This is a genomic window from Neorhizobium galegae, assembly GCF_017877135.1.
Taxonomy (GTDB): Bacteria; Pseudomonadota; Alphaproteobacteria; order Rhizobiales; family Rhizobiaceae; genus Neorhizobium; species Neorhizobium galegae_A.
Genome location: NZ_JAGIPH010000005.1, coordinates 346,394 through 370,875 on the forward strand (window position 1 = coordinate 346,394; position 24,482 = coordinate 370,875).

At 64.8% G+C, this 24,482-nt stretch carries 21 protein-coding genes and 1 riboswitch; of the genes, 13 read left to right on the forward strand and 8 right to left on the reverse strand.

Annotation, left to right across the window (positions count from 1 at the left end; genetic code table 11):
• Positions 1–40: 40 nt before the first annotated feature.
• The 3 genes from J2858_RS16840 to cobD all read right to left on the reverse strand — a co-directional run bounded on the left by J2858_RS16840 (position 41) and on the right by cobD (position 4,186).
• On the reverse strand, positions 41–1,399 hold the full coding sequence (locus J2858_RS16840; RefSeq protein ID WP_210105976.1) for an aspartate aminotransferase family protein: 1,359 nt from the start codon (positions 1,397–1,399) through the stop codon (positions 41–43).
• 193 nt (positions 1,400–1,592) lie between these two features.
• Complete coding sequence (locus J2858_RS16845) at positions 1,593–3,020, reverse strand: M20 family metallopeptidase (protein ID WP_432443366.1); 1,428 nt, start codon at positions 3,018–3,020, stop codon at positions 1,593–1,595.
• Between the two features lie 83 nt (positions 3,021–3,103).
• Entirely contained in the window at positions 3,104–4,186 is a 1,083-nt protein-coding gene (gene cobD, locus J2858_RS16850) for a threonine-phosphate decarboxylase CobD (RefSeq protein WP_245366378.1), read from the reverse strand.
• Here cobD and cbiB point away from each other — a divergent pair.
• Positions 4,185–5,156 (forward strand): adenosylcobinamide-phosphate synthase CbiB, encoded by a 972-nt coding sequence (gene cbiB / locus J2858_RS16855; protein WP_210105978.1) that lies wholly within the window; start codon positions 4,185–4,187, stop codon positions 5,154–5,156. The two genes, cobD and cbiB, sit on opposite strands and share 2 nt — an antisense overlap.
• Here cbiB and J2858_RS16860 read toward each other — a convergent pair.
• The gene (locus J2858_RS16860) at positions 5,140–6,612 is read right to left on the reverse strand and encodes a cobyric acid synthase (protein WP_210105979.1); all 1,473 of its coding nucleotides are present in this window, start codon (positions 6,610–6,612) and stop codon (positions 5,140–5,142) included. The genes cbiB and J2858_RS16860 overlap by 17 nt on opposite strands.
• On the reverse strand, positions 6,612–7,226 hold the full coding sequence (gene cobO / locus J2858_RS16865) for a cob(I)yrinic acid a,c-diamide adenosyltransferase (protein ID WP_210105980.1): 615 nt from the start codon (positions 7,224–7,226) through the stop codon (positions 6,612–6,614). Before cobO ends, J2858_RS16860 begins: the two co-directional genes overlap by 1 nt.
• A gap of 99 nt (positions 7,227–7,325) precedes the next feature.
• A riboswitch (cobalamin riboswitch) is annotated at positions 7,326–7,530 on the forward strand.
• Positions 7,531–7,574: 44 nt separating this feature from the next.
• Here cobO and J2858_RS16870 point away from each other — a divergent pair.
• Genes J2858_RS16870 through J2858_RS16900 form a run of 7 tightly spaced genes read left to right on the forward strand, consistent with a single transcriptional unit; the run spans position 7,575 to position 15,986 of the window.
• Positions 7,575–8,066 carry a DUF1636 family protein gene (locus J2858_RS16870; protein WP_210106060.1) on the forward strand — a complete coding sequence of 164 codons (492 nt, stop codon included), beginning with the start codon at positions 7,575–7,577 and terminating at the stop codon, positions 8,064–8,066.
• 11 nt (positions 8,067–8,077) lie between these two features.
• Positions 8,078–9,115 carry a cobalamin biosynthesis protein CobW gene (gene cobW / locus J2858_RS16875; RefSeq protein ID WP_210105981.1) on the forward strand — a complete coding sequence of 346 codons (1,038 nt, stop codon included), beginning with the start codon at positions 8,078–8,080 and terminating at the stop codon, positions 9,113–9,115.
• Positions 9,115–12,468 (forward strand): cobaltochelatase subunit CobN, encoded by a 3,354-nt coding sequence (cobN, locus tag J2858_RS16880; RefSeq protein WP_210105982.1) that lies wholly within the window; start codon positions 9,115–9,117, stop codon positions 12,466–12,468. The genes cobW and cobN overlap by 1 nt, the downstream gene beginning before the upstream one ends.
• Entirely contained in the window at positions 12,465–13,835 is a 1,371-nt protein-coding gene (cobG, locus tag J2858_RS16885; protein WP_210105983.1) for a precorrin-3B synthase, read from the forward strand. The genes cobN and cobG overlap by 4 nt, the downstream gene beginning before the upstream one ends.
• Positions 13,835–14,467 carry a precorrin-8X methylmutase gene (locus J2858_RS16890; RefSeq protein ID WP_210106061.1) on the forward strand — a complete coding sequence of 211 codons (633 nt, stop codon included), beginning with the start codon at positions 13,835–13,837 and terminating at the stop codon, positions 14,465–14,467. The genes cobG and J2858_RS16890 overlap by 1 nt, the downstream gene beginning before the upstream one ends.
• Entirely contained in the window at positions 14,464–15,201 is a 738-nt protein-coding gene (locus J2858_RS16895; RefSeq protein WP_210105984.1) for a precorrin-2 C(20)-methyltransferase, read from the forward strand. Before J2858_RS16890 ends, J2858_RS16895 begins: the two co-directional genes overlap by 4 nt.
• A gap of 20 nt (positions 15,202–15,221) precedes the next feature.
• On the forward strand, positions 15,222–15,986 hold the full coding sequence (locus J2858_RS16900; protein WP_210106062.1) for a precorrin-3B C(17)-methyltransferase: 765 nt from the start codon (positions 15,222–15,224) through the stop codon (positions 15,984–15,986).
• Here J2858_RS16900 and J2858_RS16905 read toward each other — a convergent pair.
• On the reverse strand, positions 15,950–16,771 hold the full coding sequence (locus J2858_RS16905; protein WP_210106063.1) for a cobalt-precorrin-6A reductase: 822 nt from the start codon (positions 16,769–16,771) through the stop codon (positions 15,950–15,952). The two genes, J2858_RS16900 and J2858_RS16905, sit on opposite strands and share 37 nt — an antisense overlap.
• Here J2858_RS16905 and cbiE point away from each other — a divergent pair.
• The 3 genes from cbiE to cobM are packed head-to-tail and all read left to right on the forward strand — an operon-like array spanning position 16,704 to position 19,137.
• Positions 16,704–17,972: a precorrin-6y C5,15-methyltransferase (decarboxylating) subunit CbiE gene (cbiE, locus tag J2858_RS16910; protein WP_210105985.1), complete on the forward strand. Its 1,269-nt coding sequence runs from the start codon at positions 16,704–16,706 to the stop codon at positions 17,970–17,972. The two genes, J2858_RS16905 and cbiE, sit on opposite strands and share 68 nt — an antisense overlap.
• A complete protein-coding gene (locus J2858_RS16915) occupies positions 17,969–18,355 on the forward strand; it encodes a cobalamin biosynthesis protein (protein ID WP_210105986.1) in 387 nt (128 codons plus the stop codon). Before cbiE ends, J2858_RS16915 begins: the two co-directional genes overlap by 4 nt.
• Positions 18,352–19,137: a precorrin-4 C(11)-methyltransferase gene (gene cobM, locus J2858_RS16920; RefSeq protein ID WP_210105987.1), complete on the forward strand. Its 786-nt coding sequence runs from the start codon at positions 18,352–18,354 to the stop codon at positions 19,135–19,137. The genes J2858_RS16915 and cobM overlap by 4 nt, the downstream gene beginning before the upstream one ends.
• Here the strand turns inward: cobM and J2858_RS16925 are convergent.
• Complete coding sequence (locus tag J2858_RS16925; RefSeq protein WP_210105988.1) at positions 19,080–20,222, reverse strand: cobalt-precorrin-5B (C(1))-methyltransferase; 1,143 nt, start codon at positions 20,220–20,222, stop codon at positions 19,080–19,082. The two genes, cobM and J2858_RS16925, sit on opposite strands and share 58 nt — an antisense overlap.
• Positions 20,223–20,275: 53 nt before the next feature.
• On the opposite strand from J2858_RS16925, the gene cobA reads away from it, so the two are divergent.
• Both cobA and J2858_RS16935 read left to right on the forward strand, forming a co-directional pair.
• Positions 20,276–21,070: a uroporphyrinogen-III C-methyltransferase gene (gene cobA / locus J2858_RS16930; RefSeq protein WP_210105989.1), complete on the forward strand. Its 795-nt coding sequence runs from the start codon at positions 20,276–20,278 to the stop codon at positions 21,068–21,070.
• Entirely contained in the window at positions 21,067–22,383 is a 1,317-nt protein-coding gene (locus J2858_RS16935; protein WP_210105990.1) for a cobyrinate a,c-diamide synthase, read from the forward strand. The genes cobA and J2858_RS16935 overlap by 4 nt, the downstream gene beginning before the upstream one ends.
• Before the next feature lie 8 nt (positions 22,384–22,391).
• Here the strand turns inward: J2858_RS16935 and pbpC are convergent, their stop codons facing one another.
• Positions 22,392–24,479, reverse strand: coding sequence for a penicillin-binding protein 1C (gene pbpC, locus J2858_RS16940; protein ID WP_210105991.1), 2,088 nt, complete (start codon positions 24,477–24,479; stop codon positions 22,392–22,394).
• Positions 24,480–24,482: the final 3 nt, after the last annotated feature.

A 24,482-nucleotide genomic window follows, 5' to 3' on the forward strand; every position in this document is an offset into this window, starting at 1 on the left:
TCGCCGGTGCAATCACCCGCGATGGAGAGATGTCGGGGCATCACTGTGCGTCGAGCTGCGCCTTGAACTGGTCGAGTGACTTCTCGAGGATATCGAACATCTCGCTCACCTGCTCCTGCGTGATGATCATCGGCGGGCAGAGCGCCATGCTGTCGCCGATGGCGCGCAGGAAAAGTCCGTTTTCCTGCAGGACGGCCGCAAACTTCGGCCCGAGCTGGCCGGCGGCAAATCCTTCGCGCGGTGCAAGCTCCAGCGCGCCGAGCAGCCCGATGCCCCGCGCCTCGATGGCGAGCGAATGGGCTTCCAGCGCCTTCAGCCGCTTGAGGAACAGGGGGCTGAGTGCCCGGACATTGCCGACCAGATCGCGCTCTTCGATGATGGCGAGATTTTCCAGCGCCACGGCTGCGGCAACCGGGTGGCCGGAGCCGGTATAGCCATGGCCGAAGGTGCCGATCCGGCCGGATTCCTCGGCGATCGGGGCATAGACGCGCTCGTTGATGAGGAGGGCCGAAATCGGCTGGTAGGACGAGGAGAGCTGCTTGGAAAGCGTGATGAAATCCGGCTGGAGGTCAAAGGTGGTGGTGCCGAACATGTTGCCGGTGCGCCCGAACCCGCAGATGACTTCATCGGCGATGAACAGGATATCATGCTTCTTCAGCACGGCCTGGATGGCTTCCCAGTAGCCCGGTGGCGGCACGATGACGCCCCCGGCACCCATCACGGGCTCGCCAATGAACGCGGCGACCGTCTCCGGACCCTCGTGCTGGATAAGCGCCTCCAGATCGGCAGCGCAGCGTGCAACGAAGGCCGCCTCATCCTCGCCTTCGGCGGCAAAGACGCGGAAATGCGGGCAGGTGGTGTGCAGGATGCCGGAGAGCGGCAGATCGAATGAGCGGTGATTGTTGGGCAGGCCCGTCAGGCTGGCGCTGGCGACCGTCACACCGTGATAGCCCTTGACCCGCGAAATGATCTTCTTCTTTTCCGGCTTGCCGAGCGCGTTCGAGCGATACCAGATCATCTTGATCGCGGTATCGTTCGCTTCGGATCCCGAATTGGTAAAATAGGCTTTCGACATCGGCACCGGCGCCATCTGGATCAGCTTTTCGGCAAGATCGACGGAGGGTCCATGGGTGCGGGCGGTGAACGTGTGGTAGTAGGGCAGCTTCTCCATCTGCCGGGCGGCCGCATCGACCAGCCGCCGTTCGCCAAAGCCGACCGCCACGCTCCACAGCCCCGCCATGCCCTCGATATAGCGCTTGCCATTGGCATCGAAGACGTGGATGCCCTCGCCGCGTTCGATGACCAGCGCGCCATCGCGCTCCAGCGCCTTGGCATTGGTATAGGAATGCAGCTGATAGGCCTTGTCACGGCCTTCGATGGAATTCGGCTGGATGCTCATGCTCGGTCCCCGCGATGATGAAACAGAAATTCTGCGATCTGCGATCGCAAATATCATTGATGGCGCGCCAAGGAAAGACGCCTGCTGCGCCGGCTGTACAAGAATTCCCACGCGACGTGGTGGCGGGGTGGAGCCTGGGGTGTACGCCGTGCCCGCATGCAAGCACGGCGCTCAGCAACAGCGGTAAAAAAGCTTAGAGCCTGCCGCCCATGGCGACAACCGGCGGCTCGGCTTCCGGCGGAATGGGGCTGCGATAGGACTGGCCCTTCAGCCGTCGCTTGAGGTCGGCGGCTGCGGCTTCGCGCAGTTGCTCGCTCTCGAGCGCCGCAAGTCCGGTCGCGGCCATCACCTTGGCGGTGGTGACCATGGCCTTGTGGGCAAGCGGGCTCTTGCCCTGCGCCACGACCTGCCAGGTGTGCAGCTGGGTGCCGATGGCAAGCGAGGGACCATAGGCCTGCACCGTCGGCACGACCCAGCTCACATCCGCCACATCGGTGGAACCGCCCATCTGGCGCACCTCGTTGTGCCGCGGCAGGATGAAATCGGCGAGCGGCACGTCGCGCTCGTCCAGCCGTTCCTGCGCCCAGCTTGCGGAAATGTCCTCCGGCGTCAGCGTCGCGCGGATCTGTTCGGCAAAGGCGCGATCCGCGTCATCGAAGTCCGGAGCGCCGATGCTTTCCCAGACATCCTGCATGGTCTCCATCAGCGGCGTGTTGACGATGAGGTTGGAGACACCGGACAGGATGGCGCTTTTCACCTTCGTCTCGGTCATCAAGGCGGCCCCTTCGGCCACTTTCTTCACCCGCTCGATCAGCGAGAAGAGCCCTGCCAGTTCCGGTGCGCGCACCACGTAGCGTACCTTGGCATGCGCCTGCACGACGTTCGGGGAAATGCCGCCGGCATCCAGAAGCGCATAATGGATGCGGCAATCCTGCTGCATGTGTTCGCGCAGATAGTTGACGCCGACGCTCATCAGTTCCACCGCATCGAGCGCGCTGCGGCCAAGCTCCGGGCTTGCGGCGGCATGGGAAGCGCGGCCGGTGAAGGTGAAGTCGATCCGGCAATTGGCAAGCGAGGTTTCCCGCTGGACACCGGCAAAATTGCTCGGATGCCAGCAGATGGCGATATCGACATCGGAAAATGCCCCGGCGCGCACCATGAAGGCCTTGGCGGCACCACCCTCTTCCGCCGGGCAGCCGTAATAGCGCACCCGCCCAGGCGTGCCGGTCGCCTCCAGCCAGTCCTTCAGCGCCGTTGCCGCCAGAAGCGATGCGGAGCCCAAGAGGTTATGACCGCAGCCATGGCCGTTGGCGCCGGCCTCCAGCGGATCGTGATGCGTCACGCCCGCCTTCTGGCTGAGGCCGGCCAGTGCGTCGAATTCTCCGAGAAAGGCGATCACCGGACCGCCCGTTCCCGCCTCGCCGATCAGCGCCGTTGGAATGCCGGCGATGTTTTCGGTGATGGCAAACCCTTGCGCTTCCAGCATTTCCCGGTGCGCGGCGGCGGATTCAACTTCCATGTAGCAGGTTTCAGGCGTTGCCCAGATCCGGTCGCTCAGCTCCGTGAACACCTCCCTCTTTCTGTCGATGGCCTCGAAGATGTGCGGGAGATTGCTGTTCATGGACATGGAATTCACCTGACTGCGATACGAATTGCGCAAAGCCTAGCGCAGCGCCGAAAGAATGCAAACCCTTGGCCCTGGCCTCAATCGCGCCAGCTCTTCGTCTCAAGGGCCTTTTCCAGTCGTTTCCACGCGCCGTCCTCCGGCAGGCCGATGCGCAGGCAAACCGGCCGTGCGGCAAAGGCACGAACGAGAATGCCGCCACCTCCCAGATGCGCAAAGATCGCCGGCGCCTTGGCATGCTTCAGATAGCGAAACAGCGTTGTGCCACCGCAGACAGGAAGGTCAGCCGCCGCAAGCAGCGCATCAAGGCGCGCAGCATCCGCGGCAAGTCGGGCCCGCATGGCAGTCTGCCAGTCCCTGTCCGCCAGCGCCTGAAGCCCGATGGAGAGCGTTGGCCCCGGAATGGCCCAGGGACCGAGACGGGCGGCGAGTTTTTGCGCAATGGCAACCGGGGCGACGGCAAAGCCTAGCCGCACGCCCGCCAGACCATAGAATTTGCCGAAGGAGCGCAAAACGACAAGCCCGTCATGCACGGCACCGGCCACGCTTTCGTCCGGCTCGATCACCTCCATGAAGGCTTCGTCCACCACCAGAAGCCCGCCCTTTGCCGCCATGTGGCGGGAAAGGGCCAGAAGATCGGCCGCGCCGACAAGCCGTCCATCCGGATTGTTGGGATTGACGACCACGGCGAGATCGGCGTCGAACAGCGCCTCGAACGCCTCCACCTCAAGGGTTTCGAAACCGGACAGCTTGGCCATGCGCGCATGTTCGCCATAGGTGGGCGAAAGGATCGCCGCCCGACGGCCTGCCCCGGACAGCGTGCCGAAAACCGCCTCGATGACCAGCGGCAGCAGGATATGCGTGCCGGGTGCCGCCGCCAGATGCTCCGCTGAAGGGGCGCCATAGGCGGTGGCGGCAAGATGCTTCAGGCGCGCCAGATCGTCGGGCTCCGGCAGGCGGGAGAAAGCGGTGGCGGGGATGGGCGAATAGGCATATGGGTGCGGGTTGATGCCGGTGGACAGATCGATCCACGGCTTTGGCGCCCGCGGAAACTGCAAGCCGGCGCGCGCCAGATTGCCGCCATGATCGATCGCCTGCCGCGCCTCGACATCGTCCATCTGCGGCTGCACTTTCGTCTGCCCCTCTTGCCGATCCTGGTCCATGGCTTTTTCTCTCGCCTTTCTCGCTCTGCTTATTGAACGGCTTGTCGGCTATCCGCAATGGCTGGTGGATCGACTAGGCCATCCGGTCATCTGGATCGGCGCCCTGATCAGCCGGCTGGAAAAGCGGTTGAACGATCTGCAATTGCCCTTCGCCACGCGCAAGCGCAACGGCATTTTTGCCTTCGTGATTCTGCTTATCGCCGCTGTTCTGCCAGCGCTTCTCCTCGAAAGCGTATTGGCGTGGCTGCCGCTCGGCCTCATCGTCACGGCCCTCCTCTCCTCCAGCCTGCTTGCCCAGAAAAGCCTGGAGGAGCATGTGCGCGCCGTGGCCGATGCGCTGGAGACGGGCGGGCTCGATCAGGGCCGCAAGGCCGTGTCTATGATTGTCGGGCGCGATCCCGATCAACTGGACGAGGCTGCTGTCTGCCGCGCGGCCATCGAAAGCCTTGCCGAAAACTTTTCCGATGGCGTCACGGCCCCTGCCTTCTGGCTTGGCGTCGGCGGGCTTGCCGGTTGCAGCGCCTACAAGGCGACCAATACGGCCGACAGCATGATCGGCCATCTCAATGCCCGCTACAGCGCCTATGGCTGGGCGGCCGCCCGGTTCGATGATCTCATCAACCTGCCCGCCTCGCGCCTGACGGCGATGCTGTTTATCGCAGCCGCGGCCCTTCTGCCGGATGCTTCGGCGAAAGCGGCCTGGGCGGCGGTGCGGCGCGATGCGCGCCACCACAAATCGCCCAATGCCGGCTGGCCAGAGGCGGCCATGGCCGGCGCGCTGGGCCTTGCCCTTGCCGGCCCCCGTGTCTATGGCGGCGTCCTCGTCGAGGATCACGTGATGGGAGAGGGCGGACGGCGCGATGCAACCAGTATCGATATTCGCCATGCGCTGTCGGTTGCGCGCATCGCGGACCTGTTGCTGATCATCCTCTTCGGCCTGATCGCCGTTGCCCTTACCGTGCAAGGCTGATGAGGAGATCAAGATCGAGATGCCGCTCGAGATGGGCGGCAAGGCGATCGAGCACATCCTCGACACCCTGTTCATAATCAAGCCGCGTTTCGTTGCCGCCAAGCCGCGTCAGCCATGACGAGCGTTGGCGATCATCGGCAAACAGGCCGTGGACATAGGTGCCGCTGACCAGGCCATCGGCCGAGGAAGCCCCCTCCGGCGCGCCACCGATCAGGGCAAACGGGCGGGCGCGATCAGCTCCGCTTGTCTCGCCCACATGCATTTCATAGCCGGCAAAGGAGTGACCGTCCGCCGTCTCTCCCGAGACGGCGGTGAGATGCTTTTGCCCGGTGAGCCGGGTTTCCACGTCCAGAAGCCCGAGCCCGTGTTCGACGGCACCGGCCGGACCTTCGATGCCATCGGGATCCGCCACGAGACGGCCGAGCATCTGGTATCCGCCACAAAGGCCGAGCACCGGCTTGCCACGCCTTCGATGCGCGGCAATGTCCGTGTCCAATCCCGCCTGCTTCAACACCTTAAGATCGGCAATCGTCGCCTTGGAGCCAAGCAGCAGCACGAGATCGGTATCGGCCGGCAGCACTTCTCCGGGTCTTATCCGCACAAGCTCTACTTCCGGCTCGGCGTCCAGCGGATCGAGATCGTCGAAATTGGAAACATGCGGCAGGATCGGCACGGCAATGCGGAGTTTGGCGCCGGCCTTTGCGGCAGGTTTAGATTGAAGCGCCAGCGCATCCTCGGCCGGAAGCCTTATGGCTTCGGCAAAATGCGGCAGGAGGCCGATGGGCGCCCAGCCGGTAAAGCCCTCGATCATCGTCATGCCCTCGGCAAACAGCGTCGGATCGCCGCGAAAGCGGTTGACGATGAAGGCGCGGATCATCGCCGCATCATCGGGCTCCAGCACCAGTTTCGTGCCGGCAAGGCTTGCGATGACGCCGCCGCGATCGATATCGCCGATCAGCACGACCGGCACATCTGCTGCCCGCGCAAAGCCCATATTGGCAATATCGTTGCGCCGCAGATTGACCTCCGAGGCGCTGCCGGCCCCTTCCACCAGAACCAGATCGGCTTGCTGCTTCAGGCGGGAAAAACTGTCGAGCACCAGCGGCATCAGGCCCGCCTTGATCTCCTGGTATTCGGCAGCCCTGGCATTGCCGACCACCCTTCCCTGCACCACCAGCTGGGCGCCGACTTCGCTCTGGGGTTTGAGCAGCACCGGGTTCATGTGGACCGACAAAGGCGCTCGCGCCGCCCGCGCCTGCAGCGCCTGCGCCCGGCCGATTTCACCGCCATCGGCCGTCACGGCGGCATTGTTCGACATGTTCTGCGGCTTGAATGGCAGGACGCGAAGCCCGCGCAGCGTAAAGGCGCGCGCAAGACCTGCCACCACCAGCGACTTGCCGACATCAGACCCGGTGCCCTGAAACATCAATGCCCTGGCAGGCGGCTTCTGCGTCATCAGAACTCGATCCCGGCCTGCGCCTTCACGCCGGCCTTGAAATGATGTTTCACCAGCGTCATCTCCGTCACCATATCGGCCGCCTCGATCAGCGCCGGCTTGGCATTGCGGCCGGTGACGATGACATGCAGATCCGGCCGGCGCGCGACAAGATCCGCGATCACCCGTTCAAGATCGAGATAGTCGTAGCGCAGCGCGATATTCAGCTCGTCGAGGATCAGCAAGCCGACATCCGGCTCGCCCATCATCTCCAGCGCCTTCTCCCAGGCCCGTTCGGCAGCAGCCACGTCCTGCTTCAGATTCTGCGTGTCCCAGGTAAAGCCCTCGCCCATCGTGTGCCAGATCATCTGATCCCCAAATGCCTGCAGCGCCACGCGCTCTCCCGTATCCCAGGCGCCCTTGATGAACTGCACCACGGCAACCTTTCTGCCATGGCCGAGCATGCGCAGCGCAAGCCCGAAGGCGGCCGTCGACTTGCCCTTGCCCGGACCGGTGTTGACGATCAGCAGCCCCTTCTCGATCGTCTTTTCCGCCACTTCCGCATCCTGCACGGCCTTGCGATTTTCCATCTTGCGGCGGTGGCGCTCGGCCTCGTTTTCGTCGATTTCCTTCATCGGGCACTCCTGGCGCTTTCCTGGGGAGCGGGACTATAGTCGAACCGCGCCCCCCGGCAATGCCTTGCCTGCCGCCATTGACACACAAGCGGCTAAGCGCATAGTGACAGGGACAACGGTCTTTTCCCGGCAACGGGGAAAGCTAAGAGGGAACGTGGTGCGGCAGTTCTTGCCTAAACCACGGCTGCCCCCGCAACTGTAAGCGGGTAGTCCGGCGCATCAGGCCACTGAAGACATCTTCGGGAAGGCGGCGCACGGGCGACGATCCGCGAGCCAGGAGACCTGCCGTTGACGATGTGACGATCCAGCCGGGCGGGGTGCTCCGGCACGGATGATCTGTTGACGAGCATGCCGGATACGCCGCGCAGGCTTGCACCCCGTTACGGTTTGCACGCGCGGGGTTACCAGGTGGATTTATCGAGACAGACGGACGACAAGACAACCGAAGCGCCGGTGGCCAACGCTTGCCCCGTTGTCGTCTTCGTCTGCGAAACCTGCCGCAGAGCCACGCAGGACCCGATGGCGCCCCGCGAGGGTGCCGTTCTGGCGCAAAGCATCAGTGACCATCACGAGCCCGGTATCGAAGTGAAGAGCGTTGCCTGCCTTGCCAATTGCAAGCGGGGCTTGAGCGCCACGATCCAGAGCAGCAGTGGCTGGAGCTATGTGTTCGGCGATCTGACGACCGAAAGCGGCGCCGATCTTCTCCTCGGCGCGCGCCTGCTTGCCGGTTCAATCGATGGGCTGATGCCGTGGAAAGGGCGCCCCGACAGCCTGAAGCGCGGCATGATTGCCCGCATTCCCCCCTTTGCGCACCCGCAATCCCAGAACCAGAAGCCTTGAAGGACGATCCCATGACCTCTTCCCTCGCCCGCATTCCCTGCACGGTTGTCACCGGCTTTCTCGGCGCCGGCAAAACCACGCTGCTTTCCCAGGCGCTGCAGAACATCAAGGGCAAGCGGCTTGCCATCATCGTAAACGAGTTCGGTGATGTCGGCATCGATGGCGAGATCCTGAAAAGCTGCGGCATCGAAAACTGCCCCGAAGACAATATCATCGAGCTGGCGAACGGCTGCATCTGCTGCACGGTGGCCGATGATTTCGTGCCGGCCATCGACCGCATTCTGGCGATGGAACCGAAGGTGGATCATATCCTCATCGAAACCTCCGGCCTTGCACTGCCGAAGCCGTTGATCCAGGCCTTCCAGTGGCCGAGCGTGAAAAGCCGCGTGACGGTAGATGGCGTGATCGCCGTCGTGGATGGGCTCGCCCTGGCGGAAGGCCGCGTGGCCGACGACATGGAGGCGCTGGCCGCCCAGCGGGTGAGTGACGAGGCACTCGACCATGACGATCCCGTCGAGGAGGTGTTTGAAGACCAGATCGCCTGCGCCGATCTCGTGATCCTCACCAAGGCCGATCTTCTGTCGGCCGCCGATCTGGACAAGGCCCGCGCCCATGTGAGCGCCCACCTGCCGCGCGCCGTGCATATCGTCAATTCAGAGAAGGGCGCGGTCGATCCAGCCGTGTTCATCGGCCTTGGCCTTGCCGTCGAAGACGACATCGAGAACCGCAAGACGCATCACGATGACGAACTGGACCACGAGCACGACGATTTCGACAGCTTTGTCCTTGATATCGCAGCGATTGCCGATCCCGAAAGCCTCAGCCGGCGCATTGCCGATGTGACGGCAGCCGAAAAGGTGTTGCGCATCAAGGGCTATGTGGAGGTTGAGGGCAAGCCGATGCGGCTTCTGGTGCAGGCTGTCGGCCCGCGCGTGAACCATTATTTCGACCGCGCCTGGACGGTCGGCGAAGATCGCCGTTCGCGCCTCGTCGTCATCGGTGAAAAGGGCATCGATGCTGCCCGCATCGAAAAGATCCTGGCCGCCTGATGCATATCCTTGCCACCACATCCTCGTCGCTCGACGATCTGATCGAACCGGTCGATCTCAACCAGACGCGGGGCGATGTGGTGGTGCTGTCATTTTCCGACAGCGACCTGAACGGCATGGCATCGGCCTGGGACCGGCTGTCGCGCAACGACCTTTCCTTGCGCCTTGCTCCGCTTTCGGACCTGCGCCACCCGATGTCGGTCGATCTGTGGATCGACAAGGTGGCCCGCCACGCCCGCGTGCTGATGGTGCGTATTCTGGGCGGCTATGACCGCTGGCGCTACGGGGTGGAAGAACTGTCGCATCTGGCGCGCCGGAACAACATTCCCCTCATTCTCCTGCCCGGCGAATGCAGCGAGACCGACGACCGCTTGACCGCCGCCTCTACCCTTGCCCCGGACGAGAATGCAGGCTTCCTTTCGTTTTTCCGCGAAGGCGGGCCGGACAATCTCGACCGGCTGGCCACAAGTCTTTTCGCCCTGGCGAATGGTCAACGGGATGTACGGCCAGTGGCCGAGGCCGTGCCAAGACTTGGCTTTTACCGGCCCGGCCACGGTGTCGTCTCCCTTCCAGAGGCACTGGAGGGTTTTGCGGGCAAAAAGGTCCTGCCGCTGCTGTTTTATCGCTCGATGCTGCTGTCGGCTGATGTCGCGCCCATCGATGCGCTCTCTGCGGCGCTTGCCGCACGCGGTTATGCGCCACTTCCGGTCTTCGTGCCGGGCTTGAAGGACTTTGCAACCCTCTCCTTCCTCGAAAAGCAGTTCGCTGCCCTTCACCCGCCGGCCCTCATCACCGCGACAGCCTTTGCAAGCCAGGCGGAACTGGCGGGCGAAACGCTGTTTGACCGGCTGGACGTGCCGGTCTTTCAGGCCGTCATCGCCACGACACGACGCGAAGCCTGGGAAGCAAGCCGGCGCGGACTTGGGCCGTCGGATCTCGCCATGCATGTCGTGCTGCCGGAACTCGATGGTCGCATCCTTGCCGGCACCCTCTCATTCAAGGCGGAACGCAGCGGCGATAGCGCCTATGGTTTTGCAGGCTTTGCCAATCGGCCTGAACCGGACCGGGTGGAGGCAGTGGCAGACCGGATCGCCCGGCATCTGGCGCTCCAGGAAACACCCCGTGCCGAGCGCCGGATCACCATCCTGATGCCGGATTATCCCGGCGCTGCCGGCCGCACCGGCTATGCCGTCGGCCTCGATGTGCCCGAAAGCGTTCGACAGATCCTCATTCAGTTAGCCGAGCAAGGATATGGCGTCACCGGTATTCCGGACACGGCGAAGGCGCTGATGGACCGGGTTCTGACAGGCGCGCATCATTTTTCCGACGCCGAGTATGAAGACTATTTCGCCCGCCTGCCGGACCAGGCGAGAGATGCCGTTGCCGCCACCTGGGGTGGACCGCAGGCGGATGACGCGTTTGGTCCGGACGGTTTTTCCTTCCGCGCCGCCCGTTTCGGCAATGTCACGGTGGCGCTTGCGCCGGATCGTGGCCGGGAAGCCGACCGGCGCACCGATTACCATGATCCCGCCCGTCCGCCCCGTCACGCGCTGATGGCCTTTGGCGCTTGGATGCAGCGGGAATGCCATGCCATCCTGCATATGGGCGCCCATGGCACGCTGGAATGGCTGCCCGGCAAGACCGTGGCGCTGACGGACAGCTGCTTTCCCGAGCTCGTCACGGGCCAATTGCCGGTGATCTATCCCTTCATCGTCTCCAATCCAGGCGAAGCCGCCATTGCCAAGCGGCGCATTGCCGCCGTCACGCTCGGCCACCTGCCGCCGATCCTCACCGAGGCCGGGCTGTCGGAGGCGCAGCAGAGGCTGGAGCTTCTGGTCGATGAATATGCGCAGGCCGACGGTCTCGACCGCCGCCGCCGCGACCGGCTGGCAAAACTGATTCTCGAAGCGGCGGAGGAAACCGGCCTGGCCGGCGAAGCAGGCGTGTCCGAGGTTGATGATCCCGATACGGCGCTGTCACGCATCGACGCCTTTCTCTGCGATCTGAAGGATTTTGCCATCAAGGATGGCCAGCATGTCTTCGGCCACAGCGATGACCGCGAGACTGACCCTGCGCGGCTCGAAAGTGCCCGATGCGAACGCGAGAGCCTGATCGCCGCACTGGATGGTCGCCACATTCGCCCTGGGCCTTCCGGCGCGCCGGCGCGGGCACGCCGCGACGTGCTGCCGACCGGCCGCAATCTCTACGCCTCAGACCCGCGCACCATGCCGACGCCGACGGCCTTCGAGCTTGGCCGGCTTGCCGCCGACGAGGTGATCCGCCGCTACATGCAGGACCATGGCGACTGGCCGAAAAACATCGTCATCGATCTCTGGGGCAGCGCCACGCTTCGAAGCGGCGGTGAAGAGGTGGCGCAGGGTCTGGCGCTGATGGGTGCACGCCCGGTGCAGGACCCCGCGACGGGACGCGTCACCGGCATCGAAGTTCTGCCGCCGGCAAGCCTCGGACGACCGCGGGTCGACGTCACTTTCCGCATTTCCGGTCTTTTCCGCGACATGTTTCCCGCCCTCATCGCGCTTGTCGATGCAGCGGTCAGGGCCATTTCCGCGCGCTCCGATGAAGCGGACGGCGACAATCCGCTGGCGGAAGCAAGTCTGGCGGGCGGTGCAGCCCCTGCCCGCATTTTCGGCTCCGCCCCCGGCACCTATGGTTCAGGCATCGAAGAACAGCTTTCCGCAGGCGATTGGGAGAGACGCGAGGATCTCGGCCGCGCCTATCTTGCCATGGCAAGCCACACCTTTGGCGGGCCTGATGGCGAGGAACGGGAAGCCGGCGCGCTGTTTGAAGAGCGCGTCCGGCACGCCGATCTTCTCGTCCACACCGGCGACGATCCCGGCCGCGACCTGCTCGACGGCTCCGGCGATGTTGCCTTTATCGGCGGCTTTGCGGCAGCCGTTGCAGCACTTGGTAGCAAGGCGGATGTGATTGCGCTCGATACCACGGATCCCGAGCGGCCCCGCGCCCGCTCGGTGACGGAAGCGGTCACCCGCGTGGTGCGCGCGCGTGCCGTCAATCCGCGCTTCATTGCCGGCCAGATGCGCCACGGCCCACGCGGGGCAGCCGAATTCGCCGAGACCGTGGATCGGCTTGTCGGCTTTGCCGAAACCACTGGAGCGGTTCCGCAAGGGCTGATCGAGGCCGTCTACGAGGCCTATGTGGCCGACGAGAAGGTGCGCGATTTCGTGCTCGATCAGAACCCGGAAGCAGCCGGCGCGATTGCCGACCGGCTGATGTCGGCGCGCCGCCGCGGCCTCTGGCAGCCGCGCCGCAATTCGGTCGATCGCGAACTGGAAGCCCTGCGTGGTTTTGCCCGGGAAAGGCAGCGCCGATGACGACGGTACCAGCCACCTCTCCTGCACCCTCTTCTTCCTTTGCGCCGCTCTCTCTCCTGGCACGCGGCGCCTGCCCGGCGCTGTCGGCCCCGATGCAAACCGGCGACGGGCTATTGACCCGCGTGGCGCTGGCAGCCCCGATAGGCCCCGGCAACCTCTCAAGCCTTTGCGATCTCTCCCGCCGCCACGGCAACGGTATCCTCGATGTGACCGCGCGTGGAAACCTGCAGATCCGCGGGCTGGACCATCAATCCGCCGTCGATCTGGAACGGGCGGTGCGCGATCTGCCGCTGCCGCTTCGCGAGGGGCTGGCGGTGGAATGGTCGCCGCTTGCCGGAGAGGATGGCAGCGAGATTGCCGATCCGCGTCCGCTCGGAGAGGCCATCATTGCCCGTGCCCGGCTGCTCTCCGGACAGCTTGCACCGAAACTGTCGGTGGTGGTCGAGGGTGGTGGGGCGATTCGGCTCGATCATCTGCTGGCCGATATCCGGCTGACGGCGGATCGCCAGCACGGCACCCTCTTCTGGGGCCTGACGCTCGGTGGCACGGCAGGCAGCGGCCGCAGGCTGGGGCTGGTGGCCGACAATGAGGCCGCAGACCTTGTCGAAGAACTTCTGCAGCATCTGGCCCGGCTTGGCCCGAAGGCACGCGGCCGCGATATCGATCCTGCGCATCTGGCCCAACTGGACCGTTTGCGACCGGTGCCCGCAACCGCATTTAAGGTCCCGGCGCCGACCGCCCCGTTCGGGGTTTTCGCTGTTTCCGAAGGGCTCTCTGCCCTGCACATCGCGCTGCCCTTCGGGCAGATGGAGGCGGCGCGGCTTGCGGCCCTGTCAGAGGTTTCTGCCAAGGCGGGCATCCTGTGGCTCAAACCTGCTCCGGATCACGCTCTTGTCCTTACCGGACCGCAACAGGCTTGCGCCGACGTTCTCGCCCATGCGGAAAAATTGGGCTTCATCAGCTGCGGCGGCGATCCGCTTGCTGAAATTTCCGCCTGCCCCGGCCAGCCCTCCTGCCGCTCCGGCCGCTATGCCACGCATGAGACCGGCCGCTTTGCCGCAAGCAAAGCCTCAGTCTTGCTGGATGGCTCCATTCGCCTGCATCTTTCCGGCTGCGCCAAAGGCTGCGCCCATCCCGGGGTCGCCACCCTGACATTCGTGGGCTCGGATGCGGGCACGCATCTTGTCTTTGAGGGCAAAACCTCCGATACCCCGCTCAAAACCCTTGTCCCGCACACGGAAACCGCAGCCCTTGCCGTGCTCGACCGGCTGGTGCGTCTCAAGCGCCAGCCCACCGAGACGAGCCGCGACTGTCTGGCCCGCCTGGGTCCGCGAGCGATTGCGGCGGCGCTTTCTGAAGGTAGATGATGACTGACTACGACTACATTCGCGATGGCGATGCGATCTACGCCAAATCCTTCGCCATTATCCGCGAGGAAGCCGATCTTTCGCCCTTCTCGCCAGACGAGGCAGACGTCGCGATCCGCATGATCCATGCCTGCGGGCTGGTGGAGGCGGCACAGAACTTCCGTTTTTCACCGACCTTCGTTGAGGCAGCGCGCGGCGCTCTTTCTGCCGGACGTCCGATCTTCTGCGATGCGCAGATGGTGGCCCACGGCGTGACGCGCGCCCGCCTTGCCAATAGGAACGAGGTGATCTGCACGCTGCGCGATCCGCAAACGCCCGAGATTGCGAAGCGCATCGGCAATACGCGCTCGGCGGCGGCACTCGAACTCTGGGTAGAGCAGCTGGAGGGCGCGATCGTTGCCATCGGCAATGCCCCGACGGCGCTCTTCTATCTGCTGGAAATGCTGGATCGCGGCTGCCCGCGCCCGGCTGCCATCATCGGCATGCCCGTCGGCTTCGTCGGCGCTGCCGAAAGCAAGGATGCGCTTGCCGAACACAAGCTCGGCATCCCTTATGCCATCGTGAAGGGCCGTATGGGCGGCTCGGCCATGACGGCTGCTGCCGTCAATGCTCTGGCGAGGGCCGGGCTTTGAGCGAGATACAACGCGGAAAACTGATCGGCGTCGGCACCGGACCCGGTGACCCGGACCTGTTGACCCTGAAAGCGGTAAAGGCGCTCGCGGCGGCCGACGTGGTCGCCTTCTTTGCCAAGCGCGGCGCCCGCGGCAATGGCCGCACCATCGTCGATGCGCATATGCGCGCCGGCATCATCGAACTGCCGCTCGTCTATCCGGTGACCGTGGAAGAGCACAAGGACAGCGATGTCTACAAGAGCGCCATCGACGGCTTCTTTGACGAATCGGCAGCCCGGATTGCCGTGCACCTTGAGGCGGGGCGGACGGTTGCTGTGCTGAGCGAAGGCGATCCGCTGTTTTACGGCTCCTACATGCACCTGCACCTGCGGCTTGCGCTGCATTTTCCGGCCGAAGTCATTCCCGGCGTTACCGCCATGTCCGGCTGCTGGTCGATGGCCAACCTGCCGCTGGTGCAGGGCGACGACATTTTGAGCGTGCTGCCCGGCACCCTTTCGGAAGAGGTGCTGGCACAAAGGCTTGGCGGCACCGATGGCGCCGTCATCATGAAGGTCGGCCGCAACCTGCCCAAGATCCGCCGCGCGCTTTCCTTGGTCGGCAAGCTCGATGGTGCGGTCTATGTGGAGCGTGGCACCATGGCAAACGGCGCCGTCATCCCGCTTGTCGCGCGCGACGAAAGCCCGGCCCCGTATTTTTCGCTGGTGCTGGTACCCGGCTGGAAGGGACGGCCATGAGCGAGACGCCTGCTCTGGACATGACCGGCCGGCTCACCGTCGTCGGCCTTGGGCCGGGAAGCCCGCTGCAGATAAGCCCTGAAGCACTGTCTGCCGTTGAACAGGCAACCGATTTTTTCGGTTACGGCCCCTATGTCGAACGTCTTGCGCTGAAAGCCCACCAGCGCCGGCACGCCTCCGACAATCGCGAGGAGATTTCGCGCGCGGCAGCCGCGCTTGAGCTTGCCGCACGCGGCGGACAGGTTTGCGTCGTCTCCGGCGGCGATGCCGGTGTGTTTGCCATGGCAGCCGCCGTCTGCGAGGCCATGGAAACGGGACCTGAGACCTGGCGGCGGGTGGATTTTTCCGTCGTGCCCGGCATTACGGCCATGCTGGCGGTTGCGGCAAAAGCCGGTGCGCCGCTCGGCCATGATTTTTGCGCCATCTCGCTGTCCGACAATCTGAAGCCCTGGAGCATCATCGAAAAGCGGCTGGTTGCCGCTGCAGAAGCCGGCTTCGTGATGGCCTTCTACAATCCCGTCAGTAAGGCGCGGCCGCACCAGCTCGGTGACGCATTCGATATATTGCGCCAACATCTGCCCGGCACTGTGCCTGTCATCTTTGGCCGTGCGGCGGGAAGACCCGACGAAAGAATCCGCATTGAGACGCTGGCGGATGCGCGATCCGACATGGCAGACATGGCCACCTGCATCATTGTCGGCTCGGTGGAAACCCGTCTGATTGCTCGCGAAGGCAAGGCGCCGCTTGTCTATTCGCCGCGCAGCTGGTCGGCAGGAAAGGCCTGAGCGACATGGTCGACAAGCGCCTCCACCGTCTGGAAGGAACAGACATCCGGCAGAGCCGGGCGGCGGATCATGATGACGTCGAGGCCAAGCGCTCGGGCCGCTGCGATCTTGCCATAGCTTGCCGTCCCACCGGAATTCTTCGACACGATCACCTCGATCCCGTTGTCGCGCAACAGGGCAACCTCCTCGTCCAGGGCAAACGGACCGCGGGCGGTGATGTAGCGCACATCGGCAAGCGCAAGTGGCGGCTCGACCGGATCGACGCTGCGCACCAGATAGTGGTGCCGGGGGGCGGCCTCGAAGGGCAAAAGCTCCTGCCGGCCGAGCGCCAGGAACACGAGACGCGGCGCATCTCCAAGGTTCGCCACCGCCTGCTCCACGCTCTCCACCTCCTGCCAGCGATCGCCGGGCACCCTGTCCCAGCCGGGCCGGCGCAGCGCCACCAGCGGAATGTCGGCCATGCGGGCGGCCGTAGCGGCATTGGCGGAGATCTGCGCCGCATAAGGATGCGTGGCATCGATCATCAGGTCGATCCGCTGGTGCGCAAGATAATGCGCGAGCCCGTCTGCGCCGCCAAAGCCACCGGTGCGCACTGGAACGGGCTGCTCGACCGGCGTTTTGGTGCGCCCGGCAAGCGACAGCTCCAGCCGGAAGCGGTGGAGTGCGGCAAGGCGCCCGGCAATCTGGCGCGCTTCCGTGGTGCCGCCAAGAATGAGAATGGAGTGCAAGACCTTGGCTCCTGAACAGGAAAAAGCCCTTGTAGCGCACGCACCCTGGTTGTCCATCGTCGGCATTGGCGAAGACGGCTTGCGCGGCATCGGCGAAGAGGCACGCCGTGCCATAGCAGAGGCCGAAACCGTGTTTGGCGGTCGCCGCCATCTGGACCTGGCGCGCGATGCCATCACCGGCAAAGCCCGCCCCTGGCCGCAGCCCTTCGATGCGGCGATGAAAGACGTGCTTGCCCTTGCTGGAACCAGAACCTGCGTGCTGGCCTCCGGCGACCCGTTCTTCTTCGGCGTCGGTGTCACGCTCGCACGGCATATGTCACCGGACGAGTTTCGCGCCTATCCCGCCCCATCGGCTTTTTCGCTAGCAGCATCCCGGCTCGGCTGGGCGCTTCAGGATGTGGACACGGTGTCGCTGCATGGCCGCCCTATCGACCTGATCCGCCCGATTCTCCATCCGGGCCGACAGGTTCTTGCGCTCACCTCCGATGCCACTGGGCCGGAAGCGATTGCCCGCCTGCTGTGTGACAGCGGCTTCGGGCATAGCCGGCTAAAGATACTGGAGGCGTTGGGCGGCCCTGAGGAGAAAATCCGCTCCACTGAGGCCCAGGATTTTGCCCTGACCGACATCGACCCGCTCAATCTGGTGGCCATTGAGGTCAAAGCCGAGGCGGCGGCGAGAATTCTGCCGCTCGGCTTCGGGCTTGCCGACGATCTGTTCGAGCATGACGGCCAGATCACCAAGCGCGAAATCCGCGCCATGACGCTGTCGGCGCTGTCGCCGCAACGGGGGCAGTTGTTGTGGGATATCGGCGCCGGCTCCGGCTCGATCGGCATCGAGTGGATGCTGGCGCATCCCTCCCTTCATGCCATTGCCATCGAACATCACCCCGAGCGCGCGGCGCGCGTTCGGCGCAATGCCGCAAGCTTTGGCGTGCCGGGTCTTCACCTGGTGGAAGGCAAGGCGCCGGATGCGCTGGCCGGCCTGCCGCAGCCGGATGCCATTTTCATCGGCGGTGGCGGCAGCGGCGATGGCGTGCTGGCAGCAGCGCTTTCTGCCCTGAAGATCGGCGGACGGCTGGTTGCCAATGCGGTGACGCTCGAAATGGAGCAGGTTCTGCTGGCAGCCCATGCGGCGCATGGCGGCACGTTGACGCGGCTCTCGATCGACCGGGCCGAGCCCGTCGGCCGCATGACGGGCTGGCGTGCGGCCATGCCGGTAACCCAATGGATTTTCATCAAGAAGGAGCTTAGCACATGATCACTGCTGGTATCGGATGCCGCAAGGGAACGACCGCCGAAACGGTTCTGGCCGTTTTGAAGGAAGCGCTTGAGGCCTGCGGCCGGGCTGGCGAACGCCCGCAGCGGCTTGCCACCGGCGCGCTGAAAGCGGACGAGGCTGGACTTCTCGAAGCCGCCGAGCGTCTGGGCGTGTCGCTCACCATCATCTCCGATCCGGAGATGGAAGACGTGTCACCACGCACGCTGACGCTCTCCACGCACAGCATGGCGCATGTTGGCATTCCAAGCTTCTGCGAGGCGGCAGCCCTTGCCGCTGCCGGAAAGAGCGGCCGCCTCGTTGGCCCACGCCATGTCGCACAGGGCGTCACCTGCGCCATCGCGATTGCCGAGGAGGCGGCATGACGGTCCATTTCATCGGCGCCGGACCCGGTGCTGCGGACCTGATCACGGTGCGCGGGCGCGATATCATCGCCCGCTCTCCAGTCTGCCTCTATGCCGGCTCGATCGTTCCGCGTGAGCTTCTGGCCTACTGCCCGCCGAATGCCCGCATCGTCGATACGGCCTCGCTGTCGCTCGAAGACATAGAGGCAGAATATCTGCGCGCGCATGAAGCTGGCGAGGATGTCGCGCGGCTGCATTCGGGCGATCTCTCCGTCTGGAGTGCGGTGGCTGAACAGATGCGAAGGCTCGACCGGCTCGGCATCGACTATACGCTGACGCCGGGCGTTCCCTCCTTTGCGGCAGCCGCTGCCGCGCTGAAGCGCGAACTCACCATTCCCGAAGTCGCCCAGAGCCTCGTGCTCACCCGCATTTCCGGCCGCGCGTCAAAGATGCCCGCGGGCGAGACGCTGGCGAATTTTGCCGCAACGGGCGCAACGCTTGCCATTCACCTGGCAATCCACGCGCTGGAACGGGTGGTGACGGAACTGACGCCGTTCTACGGCGCCGATTGTCCGGTGGCGATCGTGGTCAAGGCAAGCTGGCCGGACGAAAAAATCCTGCGCGGTACGCTGTCAGATATTGCGGCACAGGTGGCGAAAGATCCTATTGAGCGCACGGCACTGATCCTTGTCGGCCCCGGCCTCGGGGCTGAAGATTTTCGCGAGAGCGCGCTTTACAGCACCGATTATGTGCGCCGGTTCCGCTGTGCCGAGACCATTGCCAGCGGCAAGGACGAGGCATGATCGGACGGCGTGAATGGCGCTTGCCCCATCAGCCTGCCATCCCGGTCGAACACCAGGATTTCAAGCGCGATGGCCGGGTTGACGAGGGCAGACGCCGCCGTTTTCCAGGCAAGGGCAGCAATGCGGTCGCCGAGCGGCAGGTTTTCGCCTTCCGCCAGCTGAAAAGCTTCGGCAACGGTATTGGCCGCACGGATCTTGTCCGCCAGCGTTTCGGTGCCGCCGGCCTCGCGCGCAAGGCTGGCCAGCGCTTCGAGATCGGCAAGACCGCGCTTGGAATGCACGTCGAGCATGCCCTGCGCGAGCTTTGTCATCTTGGCAACGCCGCCGGCAACCGTGACCCGTTCGACCGGATGCTTCTTCAGGTATTTGAGCATGCCGCCGACGAAATCGCCCATGTCGAGAAGCGCCGTTTCCGGCAGGCCGTGATGCGCCTGCACGGCCTTTTCGGAGGTCATGCCGGTGGCGCCGGCCACATGGGTCAGGCCCGCTGCGCGCGCCACATCGATGCCGCGCCAGATGGAATGGATCCAGGCCGAGCAGGAAAACGGAATGACGATGCCGGTGGTGCCGAGAATGGAGAGCCCGCCGACAATGCCGAGCCGACCGTTCAACGTCTTTTCCGCCAGAACGTCCCCGCCCGGCACGGAAATCTCCACGTCGAAATCGCAGGCTTCGCCGGCCACTTCAGCAAGGGCCGCCGCAATCATCTGGCGCGGCACGGGATTGATCGCGGGTTCGCCGGGCGGAATGGCAAGGCCCGCACGGGTGACCATGCCGACACCTTCCCCGGCAAAGAACCGCAGTCCGCCGCCCTTTTCGCCATGGCGCAGCGTGCAGACGATGAGGGCGCCATGGGTGACATCCGGATCGTCGCCAGCATCCTTGATGATGCCGGCCCGGGCAAATCCATCGCCGGCCTCCTCGAGCGCCAGCGTAAAGCCGGGCCTCTGGCCGCCGGGCAGCGTCACCTCCACCAGATCCGGAAATCCCTTGCCCATCAATGCCAGACAGGCCGCCTTGGCGGCGGCTGCCGCGCAGGTTCCCGTGGTCCAGCCACGGCGCAGGTGTTTGGGATCGGCTTCCATCCTTCCGTCTATAGCGGTGACACCGCGTTCCGTCACCGCCAAAAGGTTTCCCGATGACGATTGCAAGAGCCCTGCAGCAGCTGGAAAGCCGGCTTCCGGCGTTTGAACCGGGCCATGTCTGGCTTGCCGGCGCCGGCCCCGGCGATCCGCGATTCCTGACGCTCGAGGTGATCGACGCGCTCTCCAAGGCCGAGGTGATCGTACATGACGCCCTCGTGTCCGATGCGGTTTTGTCCTTCGCCGATGGGGCCGAGGTGATCTATGCCGGAAAGCGCGGGGGAAAACCGTCGACCGCACAGGAGGATATCACGCTCTCGCTGATCCGGCTCGCCCGCGAAGGAAAGCGGGTTCTGCGGCTGAAGGGTGGCGATCCATTCATCTTCGGGCGCGGCGGCGAAGAGGCGGAGGCGCTGGTGAAGGCCGGCATAGCCTGCCGCATCCTGCCCGGCATGACGTCGGCGCTGGCAGGCCTTGCCCTTTCCCGCATTCCCGCCACCATGCGCGGCATCAGCCGGGCCATCACGCTTGTCACCGGCCATGCGGCGGGCGAGGACGGCGATCTCGACTGGGCAGCGCTTGCCCGCACCGGCGAGCCGCTCGTCGTCTACATGGGCCTCAAAAATCTTGGCATCATCAGCCGCCTGCTGATCGAGGGTGGCCGGGCACCGGAAACGCCGGCCGCCGTCATCATGTCGGCAACGACCGGCGAGGAACGCCTGCTGACGGCAGCACTGTCGACGATTGCCGAAGAGGCGGTGGCCCAAGGATTTGCAGCCCCTGCATTGATCGTCGTCGGGCAGATCGTCACCATGCGCGACCTGCTGACCCTTAAAGGGAAGACACCATGACCCGCGCGCTCATCATCGGCGCCCCGCGCTCCGGCTCCGGCAAGACAAGCGTCACCATCGGTTTGCTTCGGGCCTTTGCCCGGCGCGGTCTTCGCGTGCGTGGCGTCAAATCCGGGCCGGATTATATTGATCCCGGCTTCCATCAGGCCGCAACCGGGCTTTCCGGTCTCAACCTCGACAGTTGGGCGATGGAACCGGATCTCGTCGCTCATCTTCTCCAAGAAGCAGCCGAGGATACCGACCTTCTGCTCATCGAGAGCGCCATGGGCCTGTTTGATGGCATTGCCGGCGGCGAGGGTCGCACCGGGGCGGCCGCCGATCTGTCGCGTCTTCTCGGCATTCCAGTGCTTCTGGTGCTCGATGTGTCCGGCCAGAGCCAGACGGCGGCCGCCGTTGCCGTCGGCTTCAAGCATTATGATCCGGCGGTGAAAATGGCGGGCGTGGTGCTGAACCGCGCCGGCAGCGAGAGGCACGTGCGGCTCTCGAAGACCGCCATCGAAGACAAGGGACTGCCCGTTGTCGGTGCGGTGATGCGGGATGGCACGCTGTCGCTGCCGGAACGGCATCTCGGTCTCGTGCAGGCAAGCGAACACCCCGCCATCCAGCATCATATCGACCGGCTGGCGGATGTGATGGAGACCTCGCTCGATCTCGATGCGATCCTTGCACTGGCGGTGGAGATTGCCCCACCGTCAGGTTCGACATCTGCCCACCTGCCGCCGCCCGGCCAGCGCATCGCAATCGCCTCCGATGCCGCCTTTACCTTTCTCTATCCACATCTTGGCCGCCATTGGCAGGCGGCCGGTGCCGAACTTCTGCCATTCTCGCCGCTCGCAAACGAGGGTCCGCACGGCGATGCCGATGCCTGCTGGCTGCCGGGCGGTTATCCCGAGCTTCATGCCGAAGCACTGTCTGCCGCTCCCCATTTCCGCGAGACGCTCCGCCGCTTTGCCGAAAGCCGGCCCGTGCATGGCGAGTGCGGCGGCTACATGGTGCTCGGCGAAGAGCTGGAGACAGCAGACGGCAAGACCCACGCCATGACCGGCCTGCTGTCGCATTCCACCAGCTTTGCCAAACGCAAGATGAACCTCGGTTACAGGCAGGCACGGCTTCTCACCGATGGTCCGCTGGGCGCAGCCGGCCAGGTGATCCGCGGCCATGAGTTTCATTATGCCAGCGTCATCGACAAAGGTGCGGATGAGGCCTTTGCCGAGATTGCCGATGGCACCGGCACGCCCATCGGTCTTTCAGGCGGCCGTCGCGGCTTTGTGACAGGCACCTTCTTCCACGCCATTGCCCGCACGACGCTGTAAGAACACCCCTACTCGATGAAGACCCGGACGGTTGCCGCCCGTCCCATGGCGTCGATCACCGTCAGCGTCGAATAACCGGCGCCATCGGGCAGCCATTCGGAGGTGCGCTTGCGCGACAGTGCCTCCAGCGGGCGACCATTGGCAAGCCAGCGGAAGGGCGCCCGCCCGCCTTGCAGCTTCAGAACCAGCGGCGAGAGGGTCTGGCCGCCCTGGGCGCCGAGATCGACCCGCGCCCCTTCCGGGGGATAAACGATCTGCGGTGCCGGTTCGCGCGAAGTGGTTCTCGTGAGCCCGCTTGCGGTTATCGAAAGCCGGCGAAGGCCAAGCGGCAATTCGCTGAGCGCGATGCGCGTGGCACCCGGCGGCGGGATCGGATGAGGCGTGATCGCGACGCCTGACTTGGCAAACGCCTCGAACAGGATGGGGGCGGCCGTGCCATAACCGGTGATGCCGGGCACGGCACCATTGTCCGGCCGCCCCACCCAGACCCCCAGCACATACCGCCCGTCATACCCCACCGACCAGGCATCGCGGTAGCCGTAGCTGGTGCCGGTCTTGTAGGCGATCCCAAGCTTCCGGTTGCCCTGCGGCGGCAGGACGCCGGAGAGAATGTCGGTCACGTTCCACACCGCGATCGGATCAAGCAGCGGCTGGGCGATATCGCGCGCCGGCTGATCATGTATGCCATCGCCCAGATGCACCGGAGTGCCGTCATTGGCGAGGCCAGCATAAAGCTGCACCAGATCCTTCAGCGTCATGCCGACGCCGCCAAGGCCGATGGCAAGGCCGGGCGCTTCGCCAGCCGGCAGGATGGGGCGCACATCGGCGCGGCGAAACCGAACCATGAGCCGGCCTGGTCCGACAGCCTCCAGAAGCCTGACCGCCGGCACGTTGAGCGACAGTTGCAAGGCTTGGCGGATGCTGACATCGCCCTGATAGCTCATGTCGAAATTGCGCGGACGGTAGCCGGCAAAATCGGAGGGGCGATCCTCGATGATGGTTTCCTGCGCCACCACGCCCTCTTCGAAGGCCAGGCCATAGATGAAGGGCTTCAGCGTCGAGCCCGGCGAGCGGATTGCCCGCGTCATGTCGATCCAGCCGGAGCGGGCGGCATCGAAGGCACCGGCAGAGCCGATTTCGGCGACGATCTCGCCCGTTGTCGAATCCGCCATCAGCATGGCAAGCGAGGCTTTGGGCGGCAGGTGGGCCGCTGCCGATGCAGCGACCGTCTCTAGCCCCTGCTGGATCGGGAACCGAAGCGTGGTGGACAGGCGGGATGCGTCCGGTGCCTTGCGGCGCGCCGCTTCAGCCAGATGCGCGGCAAGTGCCGGAAGCGGGCGGCGGATACTTGGTACGGGAGACAGATCGGCGCGCGCGGCCTCGCCTTCCCCCACCACAACCGCCACCGTTTTGCGATCCAGGACTTTTGCACGCGCGGTCTTGGCAACATCAGGGAAGCGATCGGGGCGACGCGCTTCCGGCGATTGCGGCAGCGCCACCAGAAGGGCTGCCTCGGCCACAGACAACCGGCGCGGTTCCTTGCCGAAATAGGCAAGGCTTGCCGCTCTCACCCCCTCCAGATTGCCGCCATAGGGCGCAAGCGTCAGGTAGAGATCGAGGATCTGTGCCTTGGAAAGCCGCCGTTCGATCTGCACCGCGCGTGCCATCTGGCGCAGTTTCGCCGAAATCGACCGGCTGTCGCGCGGCTCGATCAGCCGGGCCACCTGCATGGACAGCGTGGAGGCGCCCGAGACGATGCGGCCATGGGTGAGAAGCTGCACGGCCGCGCGGGCGAGCGCGTAAGGATCAATGCCGGAATGGGCATAGAAACGCTGGTCCTCATAGGCGACCAGCATGCGCAGGAATTGCGGGTCGACATCGTTCGCTGTCGTCTTCAGCCGCCAGATCCCGTCGCCGGTCGCAAAGGCGCGCAGCAACTGGCCATCAACATCCAGCACTTCGGTCGAAACAAGCGTTGCGGCCTCAAGCGGTGGGGGAAATGCCCGGTCAGCGGCCACCAGAGCGAAAGCGGCACCGGTGGCAACAACCACCAGTGCCGCCCCGCCGGCCAAAGCCCATGTCCAACGCCGCTGCATGTT

Bases quoted from the DNA above. Each gene is read 5' to 3' on its own strand.
- cobA (WP_210105989.1), top strand. From the start codon at position 20,276: ATGACGATTGCAAGAGCCCTGCAGCAGCTGGAAAGCCGGCTTCCGGCG.
- J2858_RS16870 (WP_210106060.1), top strand. From the start codon at position 7,575: ATGCCGGATACGCCGCGCAGGCTTGCACCCCGTTACGGTTTGCACGCG.
- J2858_RS16915 (WP_210105986.1), top strand. From the start codon at position 17,969: ATGATCACTGCTGGTATCGGATGCCGCAAGGGAACGACCGCCGAAACG.
- cobW (WP_210105981.1), top strand. From the start codon at position 8,078: ATGACCTCTTCCCTCGCCCGCATTCCCTGCACGGTTGTCACCGGCTTT.
- cbiE (WP_210105985.1), top strand. From the start codon at position 16,704: ATGGAGTGCAAGACCTTGGCTCCTGAACAGGAAAAAGCCCTTGTAGCG.
- J2858_RS16905 (WP_210106063.1), bottom strand. From the start codon at position 16,771: ATGGACAACCAGGGTGCGTGCGCTACAAGGGCTTTTTCCTGTTCAGGA.
- cobD (WP_245366378.1), bottom strand. From the start codon at position 4,186: ATGGACCAGGATCGGCAAGAGGGGCAGACGAAAGTGCAGCCGCAGATG.
- cobM (WP_210105987.1), top strand. From the start codon at position 18,352: ATGACGGTCCATTTCATCGGCGCCGGACCCGGTGCTGCGGACCTGATC.
- J2858_RS16860 (WP_210105979.1), bottom strand. From the start codon at position 6,612: ATGACGCAGAAGCCGCCTGCCAGGGCATTGATGTTTCAGGGCACCGGG.
- cbiB (WP_210105978.1), top strand. From the start codon at position 4,185: ATGGCTTTTTCTCTCGCCTTTCTCGCTCTGCTTATTGAACGGCTTGTC.
- cobO (WP_210105980.1), bottom strand. From the start codon at position 7,226: ATGAAGGAAATCGACGAAAACGAGGCCGAGCGCCACCGCCGCAAGATG.
- cobG (WP_210105983.1), top strand. From the start codon at position 12,465: ATGACGACGGTACCAGCCACCTCTCCTGCACCCTCTTCTTCCTTTGCG.
- J2858_RS16925 (WP_210105988.1), bottom strand. From the start codon at position 20,222: ATGGAAGCCGATCCCAAACACCTGCGCCGTGGCTGGACCACGGGAACC.
- J2858_RS16840 (WP_210105976.1), bottom strand. From the start codon at position 1,399: ATGAGCATCCAGCCGAATTCCATCGAAGGCCGTGACAAGGCCTATCAG.
- J2858_RS16845 (WP_432443366.1), bottom strand. From the start codon at position 3,020: ATGAACAGCAATCTCCCGCACATCTTCGAGGCCATCGACAGAAAGAGG.
- pbpC (WP_210105991.1), bottom strand. From the start codon at position 24,479: ATGCAGCGGCGTTGGACATGGGCTTTGGCCGGCGGGGCGGCACTGGTG.
- cobN (WP_210105982.1), top strand. From the start codon at position 9,115: ATGCATATCCTTGCCACCACATCCTCGTCGCTCGACGATCTGATCGAA.
- J2858_RS16890 (WP_210106061.1), top strand. From the start codon at position 13,835: ATGACTGACTACGACTACATTCGCGATGGCGATGCGATCTACGCCAAA.
- J2858_RS16935 (WP_210105990.1), top strand. From the start codon at position 21,067: ATGACCCGCGCGCTCATCATCGGCGCCCCGCGCTCCGGCTCCGGCAAG.
- J2858_RS16900 (WP_210106062.1), top strand. From the start codon at position 15,222: ATGACCGGCCGGCTCACCGTCGTCGGCCTTGGGCCGGGAAGCCCGCTG.